Genomic DNA, 18,457 nt, shown 5'->3' with positions numbered 1-18,457 from the left:
AGCTGCTATAGTAAAGCCAATAAAGTTAAAAGGTAGGACGGTAAGAAGAGAATTACCTTTATTACTTTTAATAACTACAGCGTTCTTCTTTTTAATAAATGATTCATTTTACAAAAATACACTTAATAGTTTAAGTAGAGTAGATGGAATAATACTTATTATATTATTTAATCAATTTAGAAAAAAAGGTGTTTATTTATGAATGAATACAATAAAGATATTGGAAATAGAATTAAAGAGCTAAGAGAACTATCAGACATTACAAGCAAAGAAATCGCAGAAGAATTAAACATTAAAGAAGAAACCTACATCCAATATGAAAATGCAGAAGTAGACATCCCTGCAAGTTTTTTATACGAACTTGCACATATTTTTAAAGTTGATTTAGGATTATTATTAACCGGTGAAGAAAGCAGGATGAGTATCTTTGACGTTACCCGTGCAGAAAAGGGAGTTACAGTTGACAGAAGAAAAGAATATACACACCAGAATTTATGTTCCAATTTCATACACAAAAAGGCTGAAACATTTTTAGTTGTTGTGGACCCTGAAAAAAATTCCATACCTTCACTAAATTCACACCCAGGCCAAGAATTTAATTATGTTCTTGAAGGATCCTTAAAAATATATATACACAATAACGAAATCGTGTTAAACGAAGGAGATTCAATATTTTTCGATTCAACACATAGACACGCAATGATAGCGCTTAACGATAAACCCGCTAAATTTTTAGCAGTAATCATATAATATTTAAGGGAGTTATTTAAATGACAGCAGTAATAGGAGATTTTGTTGAAAGAGTTGATTTTAAATCATATGAAGATTTTTATAAAAATTTTAAATTAAAATACAATGAAGATTTTAACTTTGGATTTGACGTGGTTGACAAATATGCGGAAATAGACCCCGATAAGATCGCTTTAATTTGGACCAATGATACTGAAAAACATACATTCACATTTAAAGAAATGAAGGAATATTCCAACAGAACAGCCAATTTATTTAAACGTTACGGCATTAAAAAAGGCGATAAGGTAATGCTGACCCTGAAAAACAGATATGAATTCTGGTTCTGTATGGTGGCATTACATAAAATCGGAGCAATCGCCATTCCCGGAACACACATGTTGAAACTCCATGACATAGATTTCAGAATAAAAGAAGCTGATGTGAAAGCAGTTGTTTCTGTTGAAGAAGATACATTACTTCCTGATTATGAAGAAACCGAAAGAGAACTGGGTATAGATTTGAAAAAATTTGTAATCGAGACTGATAGAGACGGTTGGGTTAACTTTAACGAAGCTATTGAAAATGAAAGCGATGCATTTGAAAGGCCAACCGGTGAAGACAAAACCTATGCGGAAGAGATATTCCTAATTTATTTCACATCAGGAACCAGCGGCCTTCCAAAAATGGTTTCCCATAAACATACCTACGCATTAGGCCATATTCCAACTGCTAAATACTGGCATAATGTTATAGATGATGGAATTCACCATACTGCTGCAGATACTGGATGGGGAAAAGCCGTATGGGGAAATCTTTATGGACAATGGATTTCCGGTACTTCAATTTTTATTTATGATTACGATAGATTCAATGGCCTTAAATTGCTTGAAAAAATTATAGAAAATAATGTTGATACTTTCTGTGCACCACCTACAATCTACAGATTCCTGATTAAAGAAAACATTGAAGGATATGACCTTTCCAATTTAAAATATGTCACTACAGCTGGAGAGCCACTTCCTCCGGAAGTATCAGAAAGATTCTACGACATTTCCGGTTTAAGAATTAAAGAAGGATTCGGTCAGACAGAAACCACATTATCTATTGGAACATTCATCTGGCTAGATGCCAAAGTAGGTTCAATCGGAAAACCTTCCCCTTTATTTAATTTGCATTTACTCGATGAAAATGATGAACCTGTTGAAATCGGGGATGAAGGGGAACTTTGTTTTAAAATGAATGATGGGCCAAATCCAGGTTTATTTAAAGATTACGTCAACGATGAAGTAAAATACAAACAACAAATCCACGACGGATATTATCATTGCGGAGACACCGCATGGGTGGACGAAGACGGATATGTGCACTTTGTTGGAAGAAATGATGACATCATCAAATCCTCAGGTTATCGTATTGGACCTTATGAAGTAGAAAGCGCAGTTTTATCACACGAAGCAGTGGCGCACTGCGCAATTACCGCTTTTCCTGATGAAGTAAGAGGCCAGATTGTAAAAGCAAGTATTGTCTTGCAGCCTGACTTTGAACCATCAGATGAACTTACAAAAGACATTCAAAATCATGTTAAAAGAGTTACAGCTCCTTATAAATACCCAAGAATGGTTGAATACGCAGATGAACTTCCAGAAACCATAAGCGGTAAAATAAGAAGAGTTGAAATCAGAGAAAAAGACAATGAAAATTAAATAGATGATATAATGACAGATGAGATATCTTTTCCAGTTATAAATAAAGAAATTTGTAAAGGATGTATGAGATGTATTACTGGATGTCCTCAAAACGCAATATTACTTTCAGATGACATGAATAACGCAGGATATCAATTTGCTTATTATAGTGGGAATGGATGTACAGGATGTAAAGATTGTTACTTTACCTGTCCTGAGCCATTAGCACTCGAAGTACATCAATATAAAAAAATTGTAAACGACACAGTTGCGAAAATGATTAAATCTAAAGCAGCAAATAAAGGGGGAAATTAAATGGCAAATCAAATGGTAAAAGGAAATACCGCAGTTGTCATTGGTGCAATGTATGCCGGCTGTGATTGCTTCTTCGGATATCCGATTACACCGGCAAGTGAAATTTTACATGAAGCATCAAAATACTTCCCAATGGTTGGAAGAAACTTTGTTCAAGCTGAAAGTGAAGAAGCATCAATTAATATGGTTTATGGTGCATCAGGAACTGGTCATAGAGTTATGACTTCCTCATCAGGCCCAGGTATCAGTTTAATGCAGGAAGGATTTACATTTCTTGCAGGTGCGGAATTGCCTGCAGTTATCGTGGATATCATGAGAGCGGGACCTGGACTTGGAAATATCGGACCTGAACAGGGAGATTATAATCAGATTGTTAAAGGCGGAGGGCACGGAAACTACAAAAACATAGTTTTAGCTCCAAACAGCGTTCAGGAAATGTGTGATTTGACCATGAAAGCCTTTGAACTTGCAGATAAATGGAGAAACCCTGTTGTTGTTTTAGCTGACGGTACTTTAGGCCAAATGGCTGAACCATTAGTGTTCCCCGAAAAGGCAATTGAGCCAAAAAATGATAAGCCTTGGGCAGTTAAAGGAAATAAAGAAACTATGGACAATCTCATCACTTCCATTTTTAATGATTTCAATGAACTGGAAGATTTCAACTTCAAACTCCAGGAAAAATATGCTAAAATGGAAGCTGAGGAAGTTATCTTTGAAGAATACAAAGTTGAAGATGCAGACATCGTTCTTGTATCCTTTGGTATCAGCAGCAGAATTGCAAGATCTGCCGTTGATAAAAGCCGTGAAAAAGGCATAAAAGTGGGACTCTTAAGGCCAATTACTTTGTCACCTTTCCCAGCTGATAGAATTAAAGAATTATCCGACAAGGGAGTTAGTTTTATTTCTGTTGAGATGAGTAACGGTCAACTATTAGCTGATGTGCAATTTGCAGCATTGAGAAAAGAAGATACCCATCTTGTTAACAGAATGGGTGGAAATTTAATTGAATTAAAACAGATACTTGCCAAAATCTATGAAATTGCAGGATATGAAGATGAAGACATAGACTTATCCAAAAGAAGTGAAGAAAAGGCAAGCCCAAATATTATTGATTAAAGGATGTGGAAAAATGAGTGAACTTGAAAATAATAAAGATTATGAATTACAGATACGTAGAAATCCACAATCCCTTTTAGAAGAGTATCCTAGAAAAGGAACTAATATCCAGTCAACTCACTACTGTGCAGGTTGTGGACATGGAATTTTACATAAATTAATTGCTGAATGTATGGATGAGCTTGGAATCCAAGAAAGATGCGTCATGATTTCACCCGTGGGATGTTCAGTATACGCATATTTCTACTTTAACTGTGGAAACTTCCAGACTGCTCACGGAAGGGCACCTGCAGTAGCTACAGGTATTTCAAGAGCTGAAGACAATGCGATTGTTATGAGTTATCAGGGAGATGGAGACCTGGCTTCAATCGGTTTGAATGAAACCCTGCAGGCGGCAAATCGTGGAGAAAAAATAGCCGTATTTTTCGTGAACAATACTGTATACGGAATGACCGGTGGGCAAATGGCTCCGACAACTTTAATTGGAGAAAAAACAGTTACCTGTCAAACCGGAAGAGATCCTAACTTCACCGGACACCCTACACACATGTGTGAGTTAATCAATACTTTAAAAGCACCGGTATATATTGAAAGGGTATCCCTTGCAAATCCTTTAAAAATCAGGCTTGCAAAATACGCAATCAAACAGGCTTTAACAGTTCAAAAAGAAGGAAAAGGATACTCATTTATTGAAGTTTTATCCCCTTGTCCTACCAACTTAAAACAGGATGTTGTAAGTGCTCAAAAATTCATTGAAGAACAGATGGAAAAAGAATTCCCAGTTAAAAACTTCAGAAATAACCTATACACAAAACAACCTGTTGAAAGGCCTGCCAGTGATTTTTCAACAGAAGCATTGGATAAAATATTTAATGTTAATAGGGATGATGATTCAGGCTACATCGATGAGGATATTAAACCTGTAAGCATCAAGGTTTCAGGTTTCGGAGGTCAGGGAGTTTTAAGTGCCGGCCTTACAATAGCTCAGGCCGCCTGTGCTGAAGGAAAACATGTTTCATGGTACCCAAGTTACGGACCTGAGCAAAGAGGTGGAAAATCCAACTGTTCTATTGTAATATCCAACGAAACAATTGGAACACCTGTTGTTGATGATATTGACATTCTCATCGCATTAAATAAACCTTCCCTAGAGCAATTCTCCACAGATGTGAAAGAAGGTGGAGTAATTCTATACGATTCAAAAATTGGTGAATTTGAAACTGACAGGGATGTTAAAGTTATTGCAATGCCTTGTGTGGATATTGCAGAGGAACATGGAAATGCAAGAACTGCAAACACTGCACTTTTAGGTGCTTTAACAGAATTGGGCAATGTTTTAAAACGTGAATCTTATGAAAATGCTATTCGTGAAATGTTTGCATCCAAACCAAAAGTTATTGATGTCAACATCGAAGTTTTAAAAGCTGGAGCGGAATGGTTAAAAAACAATTCATAGTGTGATTTAATGACATATAAAGAAAATGCTAAAAAATATATAGAAAATTACAATTTAGGTATAGGAGACACCATTAAAGTAAATAAAGAAGACATTTCCTATACTGGTATTCTACTTGACAGGCCGGAAGATGCTGATGACGGATATCTGGTTTTAAAGTTATCAAGCGGTTATAATATAGGAGTGGCTATTGAAGATACAACTGCAGAACTTCTTGAAAAAGGGGAAAAGCCAAAAATTGGATTTGGAGAAAGTGAAATCCCACATGACCCATCCAAACAGGACATTTCAATCGTATCCACCGGAGGTACAGTATCATCAGTCATTGATTACAGGACCGGTGCAGTTCACCCTGCTTTTACAGCATCAGACCTTGTAAAAGCAAATCCTGAATTGTTGGATTATGCCAACTACAATGTTAAAGCATTATATAACATTTTAAGTGAAGATATGAAACCGGAATACTGGGTAAAGGCTGCAGAGGAAATAGCTTCAGACATTAGCGACGGCGCTGATGGTGTTGTAATAGCTCACGGTACAGATACCATGCACTATACATCAGCCGCATTGAGTTTCATGTTAAAAACACCTGTACCGATTATCATAACAGGAGCTCAAAGAAGTTCAGACAGGCCTTCCAGTGATGCCAACATCAATTTAATCGATTCAGTGGTTGCAGCAAAATCAGACATTGCCGAAGTCTGTGTCTGTATGCATGGAAGTTTGAATGATGAATACACTTACCTGCACAAAGGAACTAAAGTCAGAAAGATGCACACCTCAAGAAGAGATACTTTCAGAAGCATAAACGCTCAGCCAATAGCCAAAATCCAAAACAAAAAAGTCAAAATTAATCCTGACTACAGCTACACTAAAAGAGGAGTAAATGAACTTGAATTAAATACTTCCATTGAAGAAAAAGTCGGATTAATAAAAAGTTTTCCGGGAATCTCTGCTGACTACATCGAATACCACATTGATAAAGGTTATAAAGGTCTTGTTATTGAAGGAACCGGTCTCGGACATGTTCCGAATAGTTTAATTGACTCATTTAAAAGGGCAAGGGATGAAAACATTCCAATAGTTATGACATCACAATGCCTTTACGGAAGGGTGAATATGAATGTTTACTCTACAGGACGTAACATTATTGATGCTGGAGTGATTTCAGGAATTGACATGACTCCGGAAACTGCTTATGTCAAGTTGTGCTGGGCATTAGGTCAGAGCGATGAATATAATGAAGTGAAAGAAATCATGCATAAGAATATTGCCGGTGAATTTTCAGAGAAATCATCAATAAAGGATTTTTTAAACTAGGGGAGTGCTAATATGGATTACAATGAATTAGGATTAAAAATGGGACTTGAAATTCACCAACAATTAAACAGTGAGCATAAATTATTCTGTCCATGTAAAACTGAACTTGTTGATGATGATTACACAGAACTCATTCAAAGGAAATTAAGACCAACACAATCAGAGCTCGGGGAAATCGACAGGGCCGCTCTTCAAGAATCCTTAAGGGGCTTGAATTTCAAATATGAAAACTTTGAAAAACACACATGTCTTGTTGAAAACGATGATGAACCTCCTCACAGTTTAAATGAAGAGGCATTAGATATCTGTATTACAATTGCCTGTTTAATGAATATGCATATTGTGGATGAATTTCATACAATGAGAAAACAGGTTATTGACGGAAGTAACACCGGAGGATTTCAAAGAACCGGTATGGTTGCCACCGACGGATACCTGGACACTCCATACGGAAGGGTTGTAATTGAAAGCTTAGGTCTTGAAGAGGATGCTGCAAGAAGAATCGAAACCAAGGACGGATTCACAGAGTTTAGATTAGACAGATTAGGTATTCCACTTGCAGAAATTACAACAGACCCGTCAATGCATGATCCAAAGCAGGTCCGTGAAGTTGCATACATGCTCGGTCAGATTTTAAGAAGTACCAATGTCAAAAGAGGTCTCGGTACAATCAGACAAGATTTGAACATTTCCATTGCAAAAGGCGCACGTGTAGAAATTAAAGGTGTTCAGGATTTGGACCTGATGAGTGAAATAGTGGAAAGGGAAGTTCAAAGACAACTTGTTTTGATTGAGATTAAAGAAGAACTCCAAAAGAGAAATGCCGAAGTTTTAGAAGAGATTCACGATTTGGATGAACTGTTTGAAGATACAGAATCAAAAATTTTAAAATCAGCCGAAACAATTAAAGCAGTGGTTTTAAAAGGTTTTGATGGATTAATTGGTCGTGAAGTACAGCCTGGCAGAAGATTCGGTACTGAAATTGCAAGTTATGCCAAAAAACGTGGAGTTTCTGGAATTTTCCACTCTGATGAATTGCCTGCTTACGGAATAACTCAGGAAGAAGTCGACAAAGTCAATGAATTCCTAAACATTGGCGAAGATGATGCATTCATTATTGTGGCTCACGATGAAGACATAGCCATTTCAGCTTTAGAAGAAGTTAAAAGAAGGGCTGAGCTTGGTCTTGAAGGTGTTGTAGAAGAAACTAGGAAAGCTTTGGATGATGGAAACACCGAATATATGAGGCCACTTCCAACTGCAAACAGGATGTATCTTGAAACCGACATTCCATTATTTAAAATTACATCAGACAGAGTTGAACCTATCGCAAATAACCTGCCGGAATTACCTGACGTGAAACAGGCCAGAATTATTGAAGAGTACAAATTAAGTGAAGATTTAGCAACACAGCTGGTCAAAAGACAAGAAGCGGACATGTTTGAAGACATTTTAGCTAATGTTGATGTTGATGCAACACCTGTAGCATCACTTCTTGCATATGACCTTAGGGAAATCAAAAGGGAAGGTCATGCTACTGACATGTTAACTCTCGACCACTTCAAAGGAATCTTTACACTTTTGGCTGACGGCAAAATTGCAAAAGACAGCGTTCGTAAACTGGCAGTTGAAACAATTAAAACACCTGATGTTGAAATTGCTGAAATTGCTGAGAAAAACAACCTAACCATGCTTAGTGAAGATGATGTTGCCAAAATCATTGCTGAAATTGTTGCAAACAATGAAGGAATGGTTAAAGAACGTCAAATGGGAGCCATGGGTCCTTTAATGGGAATGTGTATGAAACAACTTAAAGGAAAAGCCGACGGCGGTATGGTTAACAAGATCGTTCGTGAAGAGATTCAAAAATTAATTTAGGAAACTCGCAAGAGTTTCCAAAAAACTCTTTTTTTATATTAAATTAAATTTAATTTGAAAAAATAACTATATTCAATTCACCATTTATCCCAGATTAAATTATAATTCAATGAATTTTATAAATTTACTCCAATATTGTCCCAATTAGTAAAAATTGACCTCAAATAATACCAAATATTTATATAACATGTAAAATATAACATATTCTATAATTTAATGCCTTTAGGAGGTCAATTTAATGATTCAAAAGTTTCAAGAAACAGAACGAATATTTGCCCCATCCTATAAAGAAAAAACCGGCACCATTACTTTAGAAAAATTCATAATAAAAAACTTTCAAATCCCTGATGATGATTTAAAAAAAATATGTGAATTCATAAGTGGAGATTGTGAACTAGAGAAAATTATTTTTGAATTGCCTAATTTAATTCTAAGCGAAATCACATACGATAAATTACAAATCAAATTCTATGATGAATTTCAAGAAGATTATCTCCAATTAGAAATTGGCATTTTCACTCCCATAGATATTATAACTTCATTAAAAGCTGAAGAAAAATTAGAAAAAAAATTATATGAATTATATGGCAGTAATTCCGCAGACAAATTATTATTGATTATGGAGTAACATCATGAAACAATCTGAGGAATTTGATTGGAATGAATTTAACAGTCTCGCTGATTCATATATTAAACAAACTAATGAAGCAAAACAAAGAACGGGAGTTAGCAGATATTATTATGGTACTTTTTGCACTACAAGAGATTTTTTAAATGAAAACGATATTTACCTGAATCAAAAATCTAAGGAAACTATGCATTCTAAAAAATCAGATGTGCATGGAGAAACCTCAAAAATTTTTCGAAAGCATGAAAAATTCAAAAAAAATAATGTTGGAAAAACCATCTCTAAAGAATTAGACAAATTAAGGAAAATGAGAAATGAAGCCGATTACGATAAAATTACTTCAGATTCCTTAGACAAAATGATGTTAAAATCTAAAATTAGATCTGAGAGAATTTTAGGACTGCTTGACAAAATAAACTAGTTTAATACCATATGATATAAATTAAAAAAATTAATGATTAAATAACCATCCCCTATTAATTTTTGAAGTTCACTATTGGATATTCAAAAAAAATGTAACCTACAATTAATTTCCTTTAACATTCAATTTTTTAACTAAAAACAACATATTAGTAATCATTAGATTCATTGAATCAAAAAGAAAATTTAATGTTTTGAGGCATGATTATGGTTAATATTGATTGGGAAAATGATAGGATCGTTTTTACTCCCACAAATCTATATATGGAGTATATCCTATTAAGCTATAACAATTTTTTAAAGGACAACTTGGATGATGTTCAGATAACCTACGGGGAATTGACATACATTTATAACATCAAATATTATCCCGGAATTTCTCAAAGGGAGCTGGCAGAAACATTATTCGTCTCAGAAGCCAATATTGCCAAGATGGTCAAAAAGTTAGTCAATAAGGGATTGGTTGAAAAGAGAAAAGATGAAAATAATAAAAGCAGAAATATTCTCTTTTTAACTGATAAAGGCGAGGAAGTTTTTGTTAAAATCAACGTTTTGACTTGCGGTTGGGAGAGAAAAATAACAAAAAAATTATCCAATGAAAAATATTTTGAATTTAAAGAAATTTTATACGAATTGACTAAAGAATCAGTAGACTTATAATGAAAATATTTATATACCCCTAATCATAATAATATAACAAGTCTTAACATAGTTAAGTCTTTTACATAGAGGTGTAAAAAATGACAATATATGATTTTGAAGTAAAAGACGGGGATGGAAACACTGTTTCATTATCCCAATACAAAGATAAAGTACTTTTAATCGTAAATTCTGCTACAAAATGTGGTTTTACACCACAATATACTGAATTAAACGAAATCTATGCTGAATTCAAGGATGAAGGATTTGAAATTTTAGATTTCCCTTGCAACCAGTTTGGAGGACAAGCACCTGGAAGCACAGAAGAGATTACAGAAGTGTGCCGCAGCAAATGGTTAGTGCCATATCAGATATTTGACAAGATTGATGTAAACGGCGAAAACGCCTCCCCATTATTCGAATACCTTAAAAATGAACAACCATTTAAAGATATTACCGGAAAAGGTGCAACAAAATTAAAATTAGTCTTAAAAGCAACAAACAGACATTATAAGGACAACAATGACATCAAATGGAATTTCACTAAATTTTTAGTTGACCGTGAAGGCAACGTTGTTAGAAGATTCGAACCAACTGAAGATTTGGGCGATGTCAAACAGGCAATCAAGGATTTAATTTAAATTCATTAAATCCTATCTTTTTTTATAATTATAATTACCAAATACTAATTAGAGGTAATTACTATGGAACAATATGACATTATCATTATAGGTGCTGGACCTGGAGGCTTGACTGCCGGAATCTATGCAGGAAGACAAGGAACAAAAAACTTAATTATTGACAGAGACTTGGCCGGCGGAATTGGTCGGGAAGTTCCTGAAATGGAAAACTATCCTGGATTTGAAAGCATATCCGGTCTTGAACTAATTGAAAAAATGAAAGCACAGGCTATTAAAAATTGCGATCTCCACGAAATGGAAGACGTGTTGGAAATCACCAAAACCGATGACGAATACAGATTTACCGTTAAAACAACCAAAGACAATTACCAGTCCAAAACTGTCATCCTGGCAACAGGAAGTTCACATAGACACCTGAATGCTAAAGGTGAAGAAGAATTTAAAGGAAAAGGAGTGAGCTACTGTGCAACCTGTGATGGCTTTTTCTTTGCAGGAAGAGACATTATAATGGTAGGTGGAGGAAACAGTGCCCTTCAGGAAGCAATCTACCTCAATAACCTTGGAGCAAATGTAACCCTCGTTCACAGAAGGGATGAATTCAGAGCTCAAAAACACTTACAGGACATGATTAAAAAAGAGGGAATCAACACAATATTAAATGCAACCGTAGAAGAAATAAAAGGTGAAATGTTAGTTGAATCCGTAATCCTGAAAGATACAGTTACCAATGAATTAAAAGAAGTCCCAACCAATGGCGTATTTATAAGCGTAGGTTATATTCCTCACACAGAACTTGCAACCCAATTAGGCGTTAATTTAGATGAATCCGGACATATAATCACGGATAAGGATCAAAAAACAAATGTTGAATATGTATATGCAATTGGTGATGTGTGTGTTGGACTGAAACAGTGGGTGGTAGCCTGCGGAGAAGGTGCAGTGGCTGCAACTTCTGCGTTCACAGATATCCAGTAATTAATAATCATAATGCTCTTTTAAGTAAATGTAAATGAAAAATGCTATCAATAACACTACAAATACCGGCAGTAACCACATGAACACTTTTAACAGCAATACTGCTATAAATATAGCAATTATAATGAATATTAAATCTTGAATCTCCATATAATTCAAATTTATTTCAAGTAATATATAAACCTTCTACTTTTTTTTAAAATTAATAAACTATAATAAATAAAAAATGCAAAAATAATATCATTATATTTTAATGGAGTATAAAATGACAATTTTAGTAATTAATAATAAAGGACAATACAACCACAGAATCGGAAGAAGTTTACAGTACCTCAACATACCCTCTGAAATTGTTTCAAACGAGTTATCAATAGAAGAGATTGAAGCGAAAAATCCTATTGGATTAATATTGGGTGGAGGACCTTCCTTGGAAGGTTCCGGCAATAGTGAGGAATATATTAAACACTTTGACATTCCGATTTTAGGAATTTGTCTTGGCCATCAATTAATTGCTAAAGCATACGGTGGAGAAGTTACAACTTCAGATACGGAAAGTTATGCTCAAGTTAAAATCAATATTAATAATGATGAAAACTTATTTGAAGGACTGGCACCTGAAATGGACGTTTGGTCTTCACATAAAGATGAAGTGAAAACAATCCCTGAAGGTTTTGAAATATTGGCCAGTTCAAATTTATGTGATGTTGAATCATTTAAACATGCAGATAGGGATGTATATGGAATTCAGTTCCATCCCGAAGTACATCACACCCCAAAAGGTGAAATCATATTTAAAAATTTCTACAAAATCTGTCAAGAAAGGTGTAATAATGATTGATAATGCTGAAGATTTAAAAAATAAAGCTGTTGAAAATAAGGCCGGTTTAAAAAGAGAATTTGTTAACATCCCAATTGGTGATGAAGAATACGGATTTAGAATTTCCGGAATCGGAGAAAAATCTGTAAAAATTGAAAAATTCATTAAATACGATGATATCTTTGAAGCCATTGAATCCGGTAATGACAATGGACTAGAAGCTATGATAAAACAAATTATTGAAGATTACGAAGAAGATGAGGAATAAAATGTTAAGTCCTAAAGAATTTATTGAAGATGCAATTAAAAAAATCAAAGACCAAATTGGTGATGAAAAAGCAATAATCGCTTTATCCGGTGGAGTAGACAGTTCAGTATGTTCTGTTCTTGTTCAGGAAGCTATCGGTGATAATTTAACTGCAATATTTGTAGATCACGGTCTTTTAAGAGAAGGTGAAGTTGAACAGGTAACCAATACTTTTAAAGACAGATTAAATTTCAAATTTGTTGACGCTTCTGATGAGTTTATGGATGCTCTTGCAGGTTATGATGACCCTGAAGACAAAAGGAAAATCATTGGAAAAGTATTTATCGACGTATTTGAAAGAGAAGCTGAAAAAGTTGATGCAAAATACCTGGTTCAAGGAACAATTGCACCTGACTGGATTGAAACTAAAGGTGAAATTAAATCCCACCACAACTTAGCTCTTCCTAATGGAATGGTTTTAGAATTATGTGAACCTGTCCGTGACTTATACAAAGACGAAGTAAGGGAAATTGGTGTGGAATTAGGTTTACCTGACACCACAGTTTACAGACAGCCTTTCCCAGGACCTGGTCTTGGTGTGCGTGTTGTCGGTGCACTTACAAGAGAAAATGTTGAAATCTGCAGAAAAGCAAATAAAATTGTTTGCGATGAAGTTGAAGCGGCAGGTCTTGACAAAGAGGTATGGCAGTATTTTGCAGTTTTAACCGACACTAAAGTTACCGGTGTTAAAGGAGACCAAAGAGACTTCGGATACCTTGTAGTGGTTAGAATTGTAAACTCAATCGATGCCATGACTGCATCTGTAGCAGAACTTCCATGGGATCTTATTCAGACAATTTCAAAAAGAATTACCTCAGAAGTTTCTGAAGTTACACATGTAGCCTTATCCATTAGTGATAAACCACCTGCAACCATCGAATTCTGTTAAAATACTATCATTTAGTATTTTAATCTTTTACTTTTTTTTAGAAAATTATGAAAACAACTAAAAATGCTTATCTTGCCAAATTAACAGAACAGCTTCAAATGAAGTCTGTTAAAGTTGGAAAAAACTTAGAGGGAACAACACCCCCTTCTGTTTTTATTGGAAGATGGTCATATCCCAAAGTTTATGCCGGACCGATGATGAGTTCCCAGATGGGAGATACACATATTATGGACTCTCCGGAAGACTGGATTGGGCAGAATAAAACTCAGGACGAAATTATAAATTACAGGATGAATCTTGTAAGGGGAAAGCAACTGATTAAAATCGATGATTTGGAAAATCCCTTTGTTGAAAAACTTCAGGATATTTCACTTGCATCCAAATCAATTGACAGCGAAGCCACCTTCGGCAGAAGACCGACAGGATCAATGCTTACAGAAGACAGCACACCCCACGGGCCGAGTGCAGTCATAGAAAAGTTTGACATTGATGCCGTCAGATGGGACAGGCAACTGGAAAAAACATTTTATGATACTGATTTGAAAGCCGTGGATGCAGTTGTAAACCTTCACAATAAGGATGTGCCGTTTAGCGCAATGCAGAAAGCATTTTCAGTTGGAGCCATTGGAACAAAATACAAGAGAAAACTTGTTCCGACACGATGGTCAATTACAGCATGCGATTCCACATTAGCGGATGAGTTTTTAAAGGACGTTAGAAAATATGAAATACTTGATACCTATAGAGTATTTGAATTCGGAGCATTGAATACATATTATGTAATCATATTGACACCTACCGAATGGCAATACGAATGGTATGAGGCATTCATCAAATTAATAAAAAATGAAAGACTGATATTTTGCGATTATGAAACCAATGGCGGTAAAAAAGAATATTCCCGAGTTGGAGGATGCTACTACACCGCAAAAATGGTAGTTCTTGATTATCTTTCAAAAATTAAAAAACAGTCAGGGGTAATAATTTTAAGAGAGGCCTATGATGAATATGTTCCGCTGGGCGTTTTTAATGTAAGGGAAAACATTAAGGAGGCTATGGCAAGACCATATCTGGAATTTGAAACCCTTGAAGATTCACTGAAACATGCAGGTACTAAACTTCAAATCCCCGTGAATGAATTTGTAAAAGAGGGAACCTTGCTTAATGAAATGCTTCACACAAAGCAAACTACACTGGATATGTATTTTAAAAGAGGATAAAATGTTTAGATTTAAAACACCTTCACAAAAAACACTTGAAATAATGTCTGATGTTGCAAAAGGAGACACAAGTGAAAATTTTGAAAACAAATGCATTGAAAAAATAAAAAGACTGACTTCCCATGAATTCGTTGAAATGACTTCAAGCGGAAACAACAGCATATTGATAGCGCTGTCTGCAATTGATGGAGACATTATTGTTCCTGATCAAGGGGGATGGCATGGATTTAAGCAAATTGCAAAATTCCTGAATAAAAATGTAATTACCTTAAAAACAGATTTGGGAATTATTAATCCGAATTACATTGATGATTTGGAAATTAAAGAAAATTCGGCATTAATATTTACCAGTTTTGCGGGATATTGCGGAGAACAGGACACCAAAAACATCTCAAAATATTGCAGCGACAACAACATTACCACAATTGAAGATGCATCAGCGGGAATTGGCGATAGCCTGCATAAGTTAGGGAACGGCAATTTTTCAGATATAATTCTTGCGTCAACTGGCTCCCCAAAAATGATTAATGTCGGAAGTGGAGGATTCATAACAACAAACAATAAAGAATTCATTGACAAAACAAAACTTCCACAAAAACTTAGTAAAACTAATGAGATTATATGTAGTGGTATAGATAGTGAACTTGATTTAGTTGAAAAAAATCTGGAACTTACATTAAATGCAACAAAGCATTTAAAAAACAACATACCTGGCACAATACATAACGATAAAAGAGGAGTTAATGTTATTATACCTCACGATAATGCGAAAGAAATAAGCTGGAATTTGAAAAAGTCATTGACCATCGACAAAAGCGGATTCATAACAACATGCCCAAACTACAATAGGGTAAAGAAAAAAGCAACTGCAATAGAAATAAAAAACTTGTCATATGAATGCCTGAAAAAAGATCATCTTAACAGAATTATAGAAGAAGTCAATAATCAACTGCAAGCTTAGTGATTCTATCGATTATCAAATCCTCAACGGAAATATTTTTAGCCTCTTCATCTGCAATTCCATAAATTCCCATTAATTTTTCTTCATCGGCAAGCAGAACATCATTGTCTAAAGTGAAAATTGAAGACAGCTCATCAGTATAATCATTACCATTAACTAAAATAGCGCATAAATTCATTTCACCCTCTTTCAGACCCAAAATCTTAAAAGCCTTAGAAATCTGCCTTTGAGCTGAACATCTCAATACAATTTCTACACTAATGTCCTTGGCCAAATTTTCCCCACGACTGAAAGCCAAAAATGCCTGGTTAACACCGTGAGAAATATGATTGACGCCGGCTATGGAATCCGCATTCAGAAGTTGAATAATTTCGCCATCCTCTTTGATGGAATCAATTAAATCAAGAGTTTCATTAACTGAATCAATCCTTGCTTTAAAACCTAATATTTTTAAATTATCCATATTCATGATAGCACTAATCCCTTAACAATCTGTTAACTCCTGCAATATATGCCTTAACACTTGCATTAATAATATCCGGTTCTGTACCTCTGGCAGAAACAACCTTATCTCCTTTTTGAAGCTTGATAATCACATCAATAAATGCGTCAGTACCTCCGGTAATTGCATCTACGTGATATTCAATAAGATCAATGTCCTTAAAAACATCTAAGGATTTAATTGCATTAATTGCAGCATCAACAGGACCTAAACCTACACCGGCATTGAGTATCTGTTCCCCATCAATAGTAATCTTAACGGATGCGGTAGGCATTACCTTATTACCTGATACAATTGTCACCTCATCAAGTCCTATCCTGTCCTCATAGTTAATTTCTAAAACATTGTCTGCAATTACCTGCAAATCAACATCGGTAACAGTCTTGCCTTTATCGGCAAGAACCTTAATATTATCACAAATTTGCTGGAGTTGATTTTTATCGACATCCAATCCTAATTCTTTAAGTCTATTGTCTAAACCGTTAGTACCCATATGTTTTCCGATGACAAATTTACGTTTTCTTCCAACAAGTTCCGGTGTTATAGATTCATAAGTGGCGGAATTTTTAATTATGCCATCTGAATGAATTCCGGATTCATGAGAAAATGCATTTTCGCCAACAATTGCCTTGTTCGGTTGAATATAAACACCAGTCAACCTAGCAACTAATTTAGAAATATCATAAATTTCATCAATTTTAATATTGGTGTCAAATTGAGGAAGAAGTCTGTCTATACTGACAACACATTCCTCAAAAGAAGTATTTCCCGCTCTCTCACCAATACCATTGATTGTTGTGTGGATTTCAGATGCTCCTCCTTTCAGAGCAGATAATGTATTGGCAACAGCCAATCCGAAATCATTATGACAATGACAAGCAATAGGGACAGGCAAATCCTTCAATTTGTCGAATAGTTCATAAGAATTATCGGGAGTTAAAATACCTACAGTATCGCACACGCAGATTCTATCAACATTGTGGTCAATGGCATCTGCATAAACAAGTTTTAAGAAATCAACATCACTTCTTGACGCATCTTCTGCAGATAATTCTACAATCAGTCCATGATCCTTACAGTAATCAATGGCATTGTTGGATAATTCCAAAAGTTCATCACGAGTTGTTTTTAACTTGTCTTGAATATGTAAATCGGATGTTGGAACAACCAAATTAACAGCATCCACATCACAGTCCAAACAATAATCAATATCAACTGTTAAAGGTCTTGAAAAGCTAAGAATTTGAGCATTAAACCCCTGTTTAGTAATCTCTTTAATTGATTCCCTTTCTCCATTAGATGTAATTGCAGAACCTGCTTCTATAAAATCGATTCCTATTTCATCCAACCTATTAGCAATTCTAAATTTTTCATTAGAGGTCAATGAAACTCCAGGAGTTTGTTCCCCATCCCTTAAAGTAGTGTCCAATACTTTTATATTCAAAAAAATCACCTAAAATTATGCAATACGGGTATTAAGTAAAATAATATAAAAACAGACAAAAAAAGATTAAATAATTGTAATAGAGAAAGCTTGCAGCGAAATGAAATTCCCATAGAAAACCATAGTACACAAACAAAACACAAAAGGACTTCACTACTGGGATCGAAACGAGACCAGGTATAACCCCCATGCTATGACCGCAATACTTAAAATATACAAACCAATAAGAAAATGATAAAATTATCAGTGCAACTTTCACCCGAACTGTTAACACCTAACCAAATTGCTACCAGACCACAATGCCAAAAAAGAAAAGCACAAGTCTACTAACAAATCTAATAACTTAAAATAATGCAAGCGAACAATTGGAAGTAGCGGACTGAACAACTCGGAAAAAAAAACCTCGAAGCTTACATCCCTACCCCATCAAACAAGTCTTCTACTCGCGTCCTCAAAAGCAATCTATTTTCAGGGGATACCTCAGGCTTAGATGCTTTCAGCCTTTATCACCT

At 35.0% G+C, this 18,457-nt stretch carries 20 protein-coding genes and 2 rRNA genes; 18 read left to right on the top strand and 4 right to left on the bottom strand.

Annotated features, from left to right (window positions below):
- The 18 genes from ACKI4K_RS03675 to ACKI4K_RS03590 all read left to right on the top strand — a co-directional run.
- The coding region (locus tag ACKI4K_RS03675; RefSeq protein ID WP_407422395.1) for a hypothetical protein at positions 1-202 on the top strand (202 nt) is incomplete at its 5' end.
- Positions 199-750 carry a helix-turn-helix domain-containing protein gene (locus tag ACKI4K_RS03670; RefSeq protein ID WP_407422393.1) on the top strand — a complete coding sequence of 184 codons (552 nt, stop codon included), beginning with the start codon at positions 199-201 and terminating at the stop codon, positions 748-750. The genes ACKI4K_RS03675 and ACKI4K_RS03670, both read left to right, overlap by 4 nt.
- Positions 751-770: 20 nt before the next feature.
- Entirely contained in the window at positions 771-2,435 is a 1,665-nt protein-coding gene (locus ACKI4K_RS03665; RefSeq protein ID WP_407422391.1) for an AMP-binding protein, read from the top strand.
- A 12-nt stretch (positions 2,436-2,447) separates the two neighbouring features.
- Entirely contained in the window at positions 2,448-2,732 is a 285-nt protein-coding gene (locus ACKI4K_RS03660) for a 4Fe-4S dicluster domain-containing protein (RefSeq protein WP_406532872.1), read from the top strand.
- Positions 2,733-3,848: a 3-methyl-2-oxobutanoate dehydrogenase subunit VorB gene (locus ACKI4K_RS03655; protein ID WP_407422389.1), complete on the top strand. Its 1,116-nt coding sequence runs from the start codon at positions 2,733-2,735 to the stop codon at positions 3,846-3,848.
- A gap of 13 nt (positions 3,849-3,861) precedes the next feature.
- Positions 3,862-5,304 (top strand): 2-oxoacid:acceptor oxidoreductase family protein, encoded by a 1,443-nt coding sequence (locus ACKI4K_RS03650; RefSeq protein WP_407422387.1) that lies wholly within the window; start codon positions 3,862-3,864, stop codon positions 5,302-5,304.
- A gap of 9 nt (positions 5,305-5,313) precedes the next feature.
- Complete coding sequence (gene gatD / locus ACKI4K_RS03645; protein ID WP_407422385.1) at positions 5,314-6,624, top strand: Glu-tRNA(Gln) amidotransferase subunit GatD; 1,311 nt, start codon at positions 5,314-5,316, stop codon at positions 6,622-6,624.
- A gap of 12 nt (positions 6,625-6,636) precedes the next feature.
- Positions 6,637-8,502 (top strand): Glu-tRNA(Gln) amidotransferase subunit GatE, encoded by a 1,866-nt coding sequence (gene gatE, locus ACKI4K_RS03640; protein ID WP_407422383.1) that lies wholly within the window; start codon positions 6,637-6,639, stop codon positions 8,500-8,502.
- Positions 8,503-8,740: 238 nt separating this feature from the next.
- Positions 8,741-9,130 (top strand): hypothetical protein, encoded by a 390-nt coding sequence (locus ACKI4K_RS03635; RefSeq protein ID WP_407422381.1) that lies wholly within the window; start codon positions 8,741-8,743, stop codon positions 9,128-9,130.
- Positions 9,131-9,134: 4 nt separating this feature from the next.
- Complete coding sequence (locus ACKI4K_RS03630) at positions 9,135-9,551, top strand: hypothetical protein (RefSeq protein WP_407422379.1); 417 nt, start codon at positions 9,135-9,137, stop codon at positions 9,549-9,551.
- A 206-nt stretch (positions 9,552-9,757) separates the two neighbouring features.
- Positions 9,758-10,210, top strand: a complete 453-nt coding sequence (locus ACKI4K_RS03625; RefSeq protein WP_407422377.1) for a MarR family winged helix-turn-helix transcriptional regulator — start codon at positions 9,758-9,760, stop codon at positions 10,208-10,210.
- An 80-nt stretch (positions 10,211-10,290) separates the two neighbouring features.
- Positions 10,291-10,830: a glutathione peroxidase gene (locus ACKI4K_RS03620; protein ID WP_407422375.1), complete on the top strand. Its 540-nt coding sequence runs from the start codon at positions 10,291-10,293 to the stop codon at positions 10,828-10,830.
- 63 nt (positions 10,831-10,893) lie between these two features.
- Positions 10,894-11,805: a thioredoxin-disulfide reductase gene (gene trxB / locus ACKI4K_RS03615; RefSeq protein WP_407422373.1), complete on the top strand. Its 912-nt coding sequence runs from the start codon at positions 10,894-10,896 to the stop codon at positions 11,803-11,805.
- 265 nt (positions 11,806-12,070) lie between these two features.
- Entirely contained in the window at positions 12,071-12,643 is a 573-nt protein-coding gene (locus ACKI4K_RS03610) for a GMP synthase subunit A (RefSeq protein ID WP_407422371.1), read from the top strand.
- Positions 12,636-12,890, top strand: a complete 255-nt coding sequence (locus ACKI4K_RS03605; protein WP_406533021.1) for a hypothetical protein — start codon at positions 12,636-12,638, stop codon at positions 12,888-12,890. Before ACKI4K_RS03610 ends, ACKI4K_RS03605 begins: the two co-directional genes overlap by 8 nt.
- Before the next feature lies 1 nt (position 12,891).
- Complete coding sequence (gene guaA, locus ACKI4K_RS03600; protein ID WP_407422369.1) at positions 12,892-13,818, top strand: glutamine-hydrolyzing GMP synthase; 927 nt, start codon at positions 12,892-12,894, stop codon at positions 13,816-13,818.
- Between the two features lie 47 nt (positions 13,819-13,865).
- Complete coding sequence (locus tag ACKI4K_RS03595; RefSeq protein ID WP_407422367.1) at positions 13,866-15,038, top strand: hypothetical protein; 1,173 nt, start codon at positions 13,866-13,868, stop codon at positions 15,036-15,038.
- 1 nt (position 15,039) lies between these two features.
- On the top strand, positions 15,040-15,999 hold the full coding sequence (locus ACKI4K_RS03590) for a DegT/DnrJ/EryC1/StrS family aminotransferase (RefSeq protein ID WP_407422365.1): 960 nt from the start codon (positions 15,040-15,042) through the stop codon (positions 15,997-15,999).
- Here the strand turns inward: ACKI4K_RS03590 and cgi121 are convergent.
- The 4 genes from cgi121 to ACKI4K_RS03570 form a co-directional block, all read right to left on the bottom strand.
- The gene (gene cgi121 / locus ACKI4K_RS03585; RefSeq protein WP_407422363.1) at positions 15,977-16,468 is read right to left on the bottom strand and encodes a KEOPS complex subunit Cgi121; all 492 of its coding nucleotides are present in this window, start codon (positions 16,466-16,468) and stop codon (positions 15,977-15,979) included. The two genes, ACKI4K_RS03590 and cgi121, sit on opposite strands and share 23 nt — an antisense overlap.
- 7 nt (positions 16,469-16,475) lie before the next feature.
- Positions 16,476-17,945 carry a (R)-citramalate synthase gene (locus tag ACKI4K_RS03580; RefSeq protein WP_407422361.1) on the bottom strand — a complete coding sequence of 490 codons (1,470 nt, stop codon included), beginning with the start codon at positions 17,943-17,945 and terminating at the stop codon, positions 16,476-16,478.
- 87 nt (positions 17,946-18,032) lie between these two features.
- Positions 18,033-18,150: ribosomal RNA gene (gene rrf / locus ACKI4K_RS03575) — 5S ribosomal RNA — on the bottom strand.
- Between the two features lie 140 nt (positions 18,151-18,290).
- A 23S ribosomal RNA gene (locus ACKI4K_RS03570) occupies positions 18,291-18,457 on the bottom strand; the annotation flags it as partial.

Origin of the sequence: Methanobrevibacter sp., assembly GCF_045644645.1 — an archaeon.
Taxonomy (GTDB): Archaea; Methanobacteriota; Methanobacteria; order Methanobacteriales; family Methanobacteriaceae; genus Methanocatella.
Note: the sequence above shows the minus strand (reverse complement) of the source record. Positions and strands in the feature narration are given on the sequence as shown.

What these genes read in the sequence shown, in the direction of transcription:
- ACKI4K_RS03670 (WP_407422393.1), top strand. Translation starts at nt 199, where the DNA reads ATGAATGAATACAATAAAGATATTGGAAATAGAATTAAAGAGCTAAGA.
- ACKI4K_RS03665 (WP_407422391.1), top strand. Translation starts at nt 771, where the DNA reads ATGACAGCAGTAATAGGAGATTTTGTTGAAAGAGTTGATTTTAAATCA.
- ACKI4K_RS03660 (WP_406532872.1), top strand. Translation starts at nt 2,448, where the DNA reads ATGACAGATGAGATATCTTTTCCAGTTATAAATAAAGAAATTTGTAAA.
- ACKI4K_RS03655 (WP_407422389.1), top strand. Translation starts at nt 2,733, where the DNA reads ATGGCAAATCAAATGGTAAAAGGAAATACCGCAGTTGTCATTGGTGCA.
- ACKI4K_RS03650 (WP_407422387.1), top strand. Translation starts at nt 3,862, where the DNA reads ATGAGTGAACTTGAAAATAATAAAGATTATGAATTACAGATACGTAGA.
- gatD (WP_407422385.1), top strand. Translation starts at nt 5,314, where the DNA reads ATGACATATAAAGAAAATGCTAAAAAATATATAGAAAATTACAATTTA.
- gatE (WP_407422383.1), top strand. Translation starts at nt 6,637, where the DNA reads ATGGATTACAATGAATTAGGATTAAAAATGGGACTTGAAATTCACCAA.
- ACKI4K_RS03635 (WP_407422381.1), top strand. Translation starts at nt 8,741, where the DNA reads ATGATTCAAAAGTTTCAAGAAACAGAACGAATATTTGCCCCATCCTAT.
- ACKI4K_RS03630 (WP_407422379.1), top strand. Translation starts at nt 9,135, where the DNA reads ATGAAACAATCTGAGGAATTTGATTGGAATGAATTTAACAGTCTCGCT.
- ACKI4K_RS03625 (WP_407422377.1), top strand. Translation starts at nt 9,758, where the DNA reads ATGGTTAATATTGATTGGGAAAATGATAGGATCGTTTTTACTCCCACA.
- ACKI4K_RS03620 (WP_407422375.1), top strand. Translation starts at nt 10,291, where the DNA reads ATGACAATATATGATTTTGAAGTAAAAGACGGGGATGGAAACACTGTT.
- trxB (WP_407422373.1), top strand. Translation starts at nt 10,894, where the DNA reads ATGGAACAATATGACATTATCATTATAGGTGCTGGACCTGGAGGCTTG.
- ACKI4K_RS03610 (WP_407422371.1), top strand. Translation starts at nt 12,071, where the DNA reads ATGACAATTTTAGTAATTAATAATAAAGGACAATACAACCACAGAATC.
- ACKI4K_RS03605 (WP_406533021.1), top strand. Translation starts at nt 12,636, where the DNA reads ATGATTGATAATGCTGAAGATTTAAAAAATAAAGCTGTTGAAAATAAG.
- guaA (WP_407422369.1), top strand. Translation starts at nt 12,892, where the DNA reads ATGTTAAGTCCTAAAGAATTTATTGAAGATGCAATTAAAAAAATCAAA.
- ACKI4K_RS03595 (WP_407422367.1), top strand. Translation starts at nt 13,866, where the DNA reads ATGAAAACAACTAAAAATGCTTATCTTGCCAAATTAACAGAACAGCTT.
- ACKI4K_RS03590 (WP_407422365.1), top strand. Translation starts at nt 15,040, where the DNA reads ATGTTTAGATTTAAAACACCTTCACAAAAAACACTTGAAATAATGTCT.
- cgi121 (WP_407422363.1), bottom strand. Translation starts at nt 16,468, where the DNA reads ATGAATATGGATAATTTAAAAATATTAGGTTTTAAAGCAAGGATTGAT.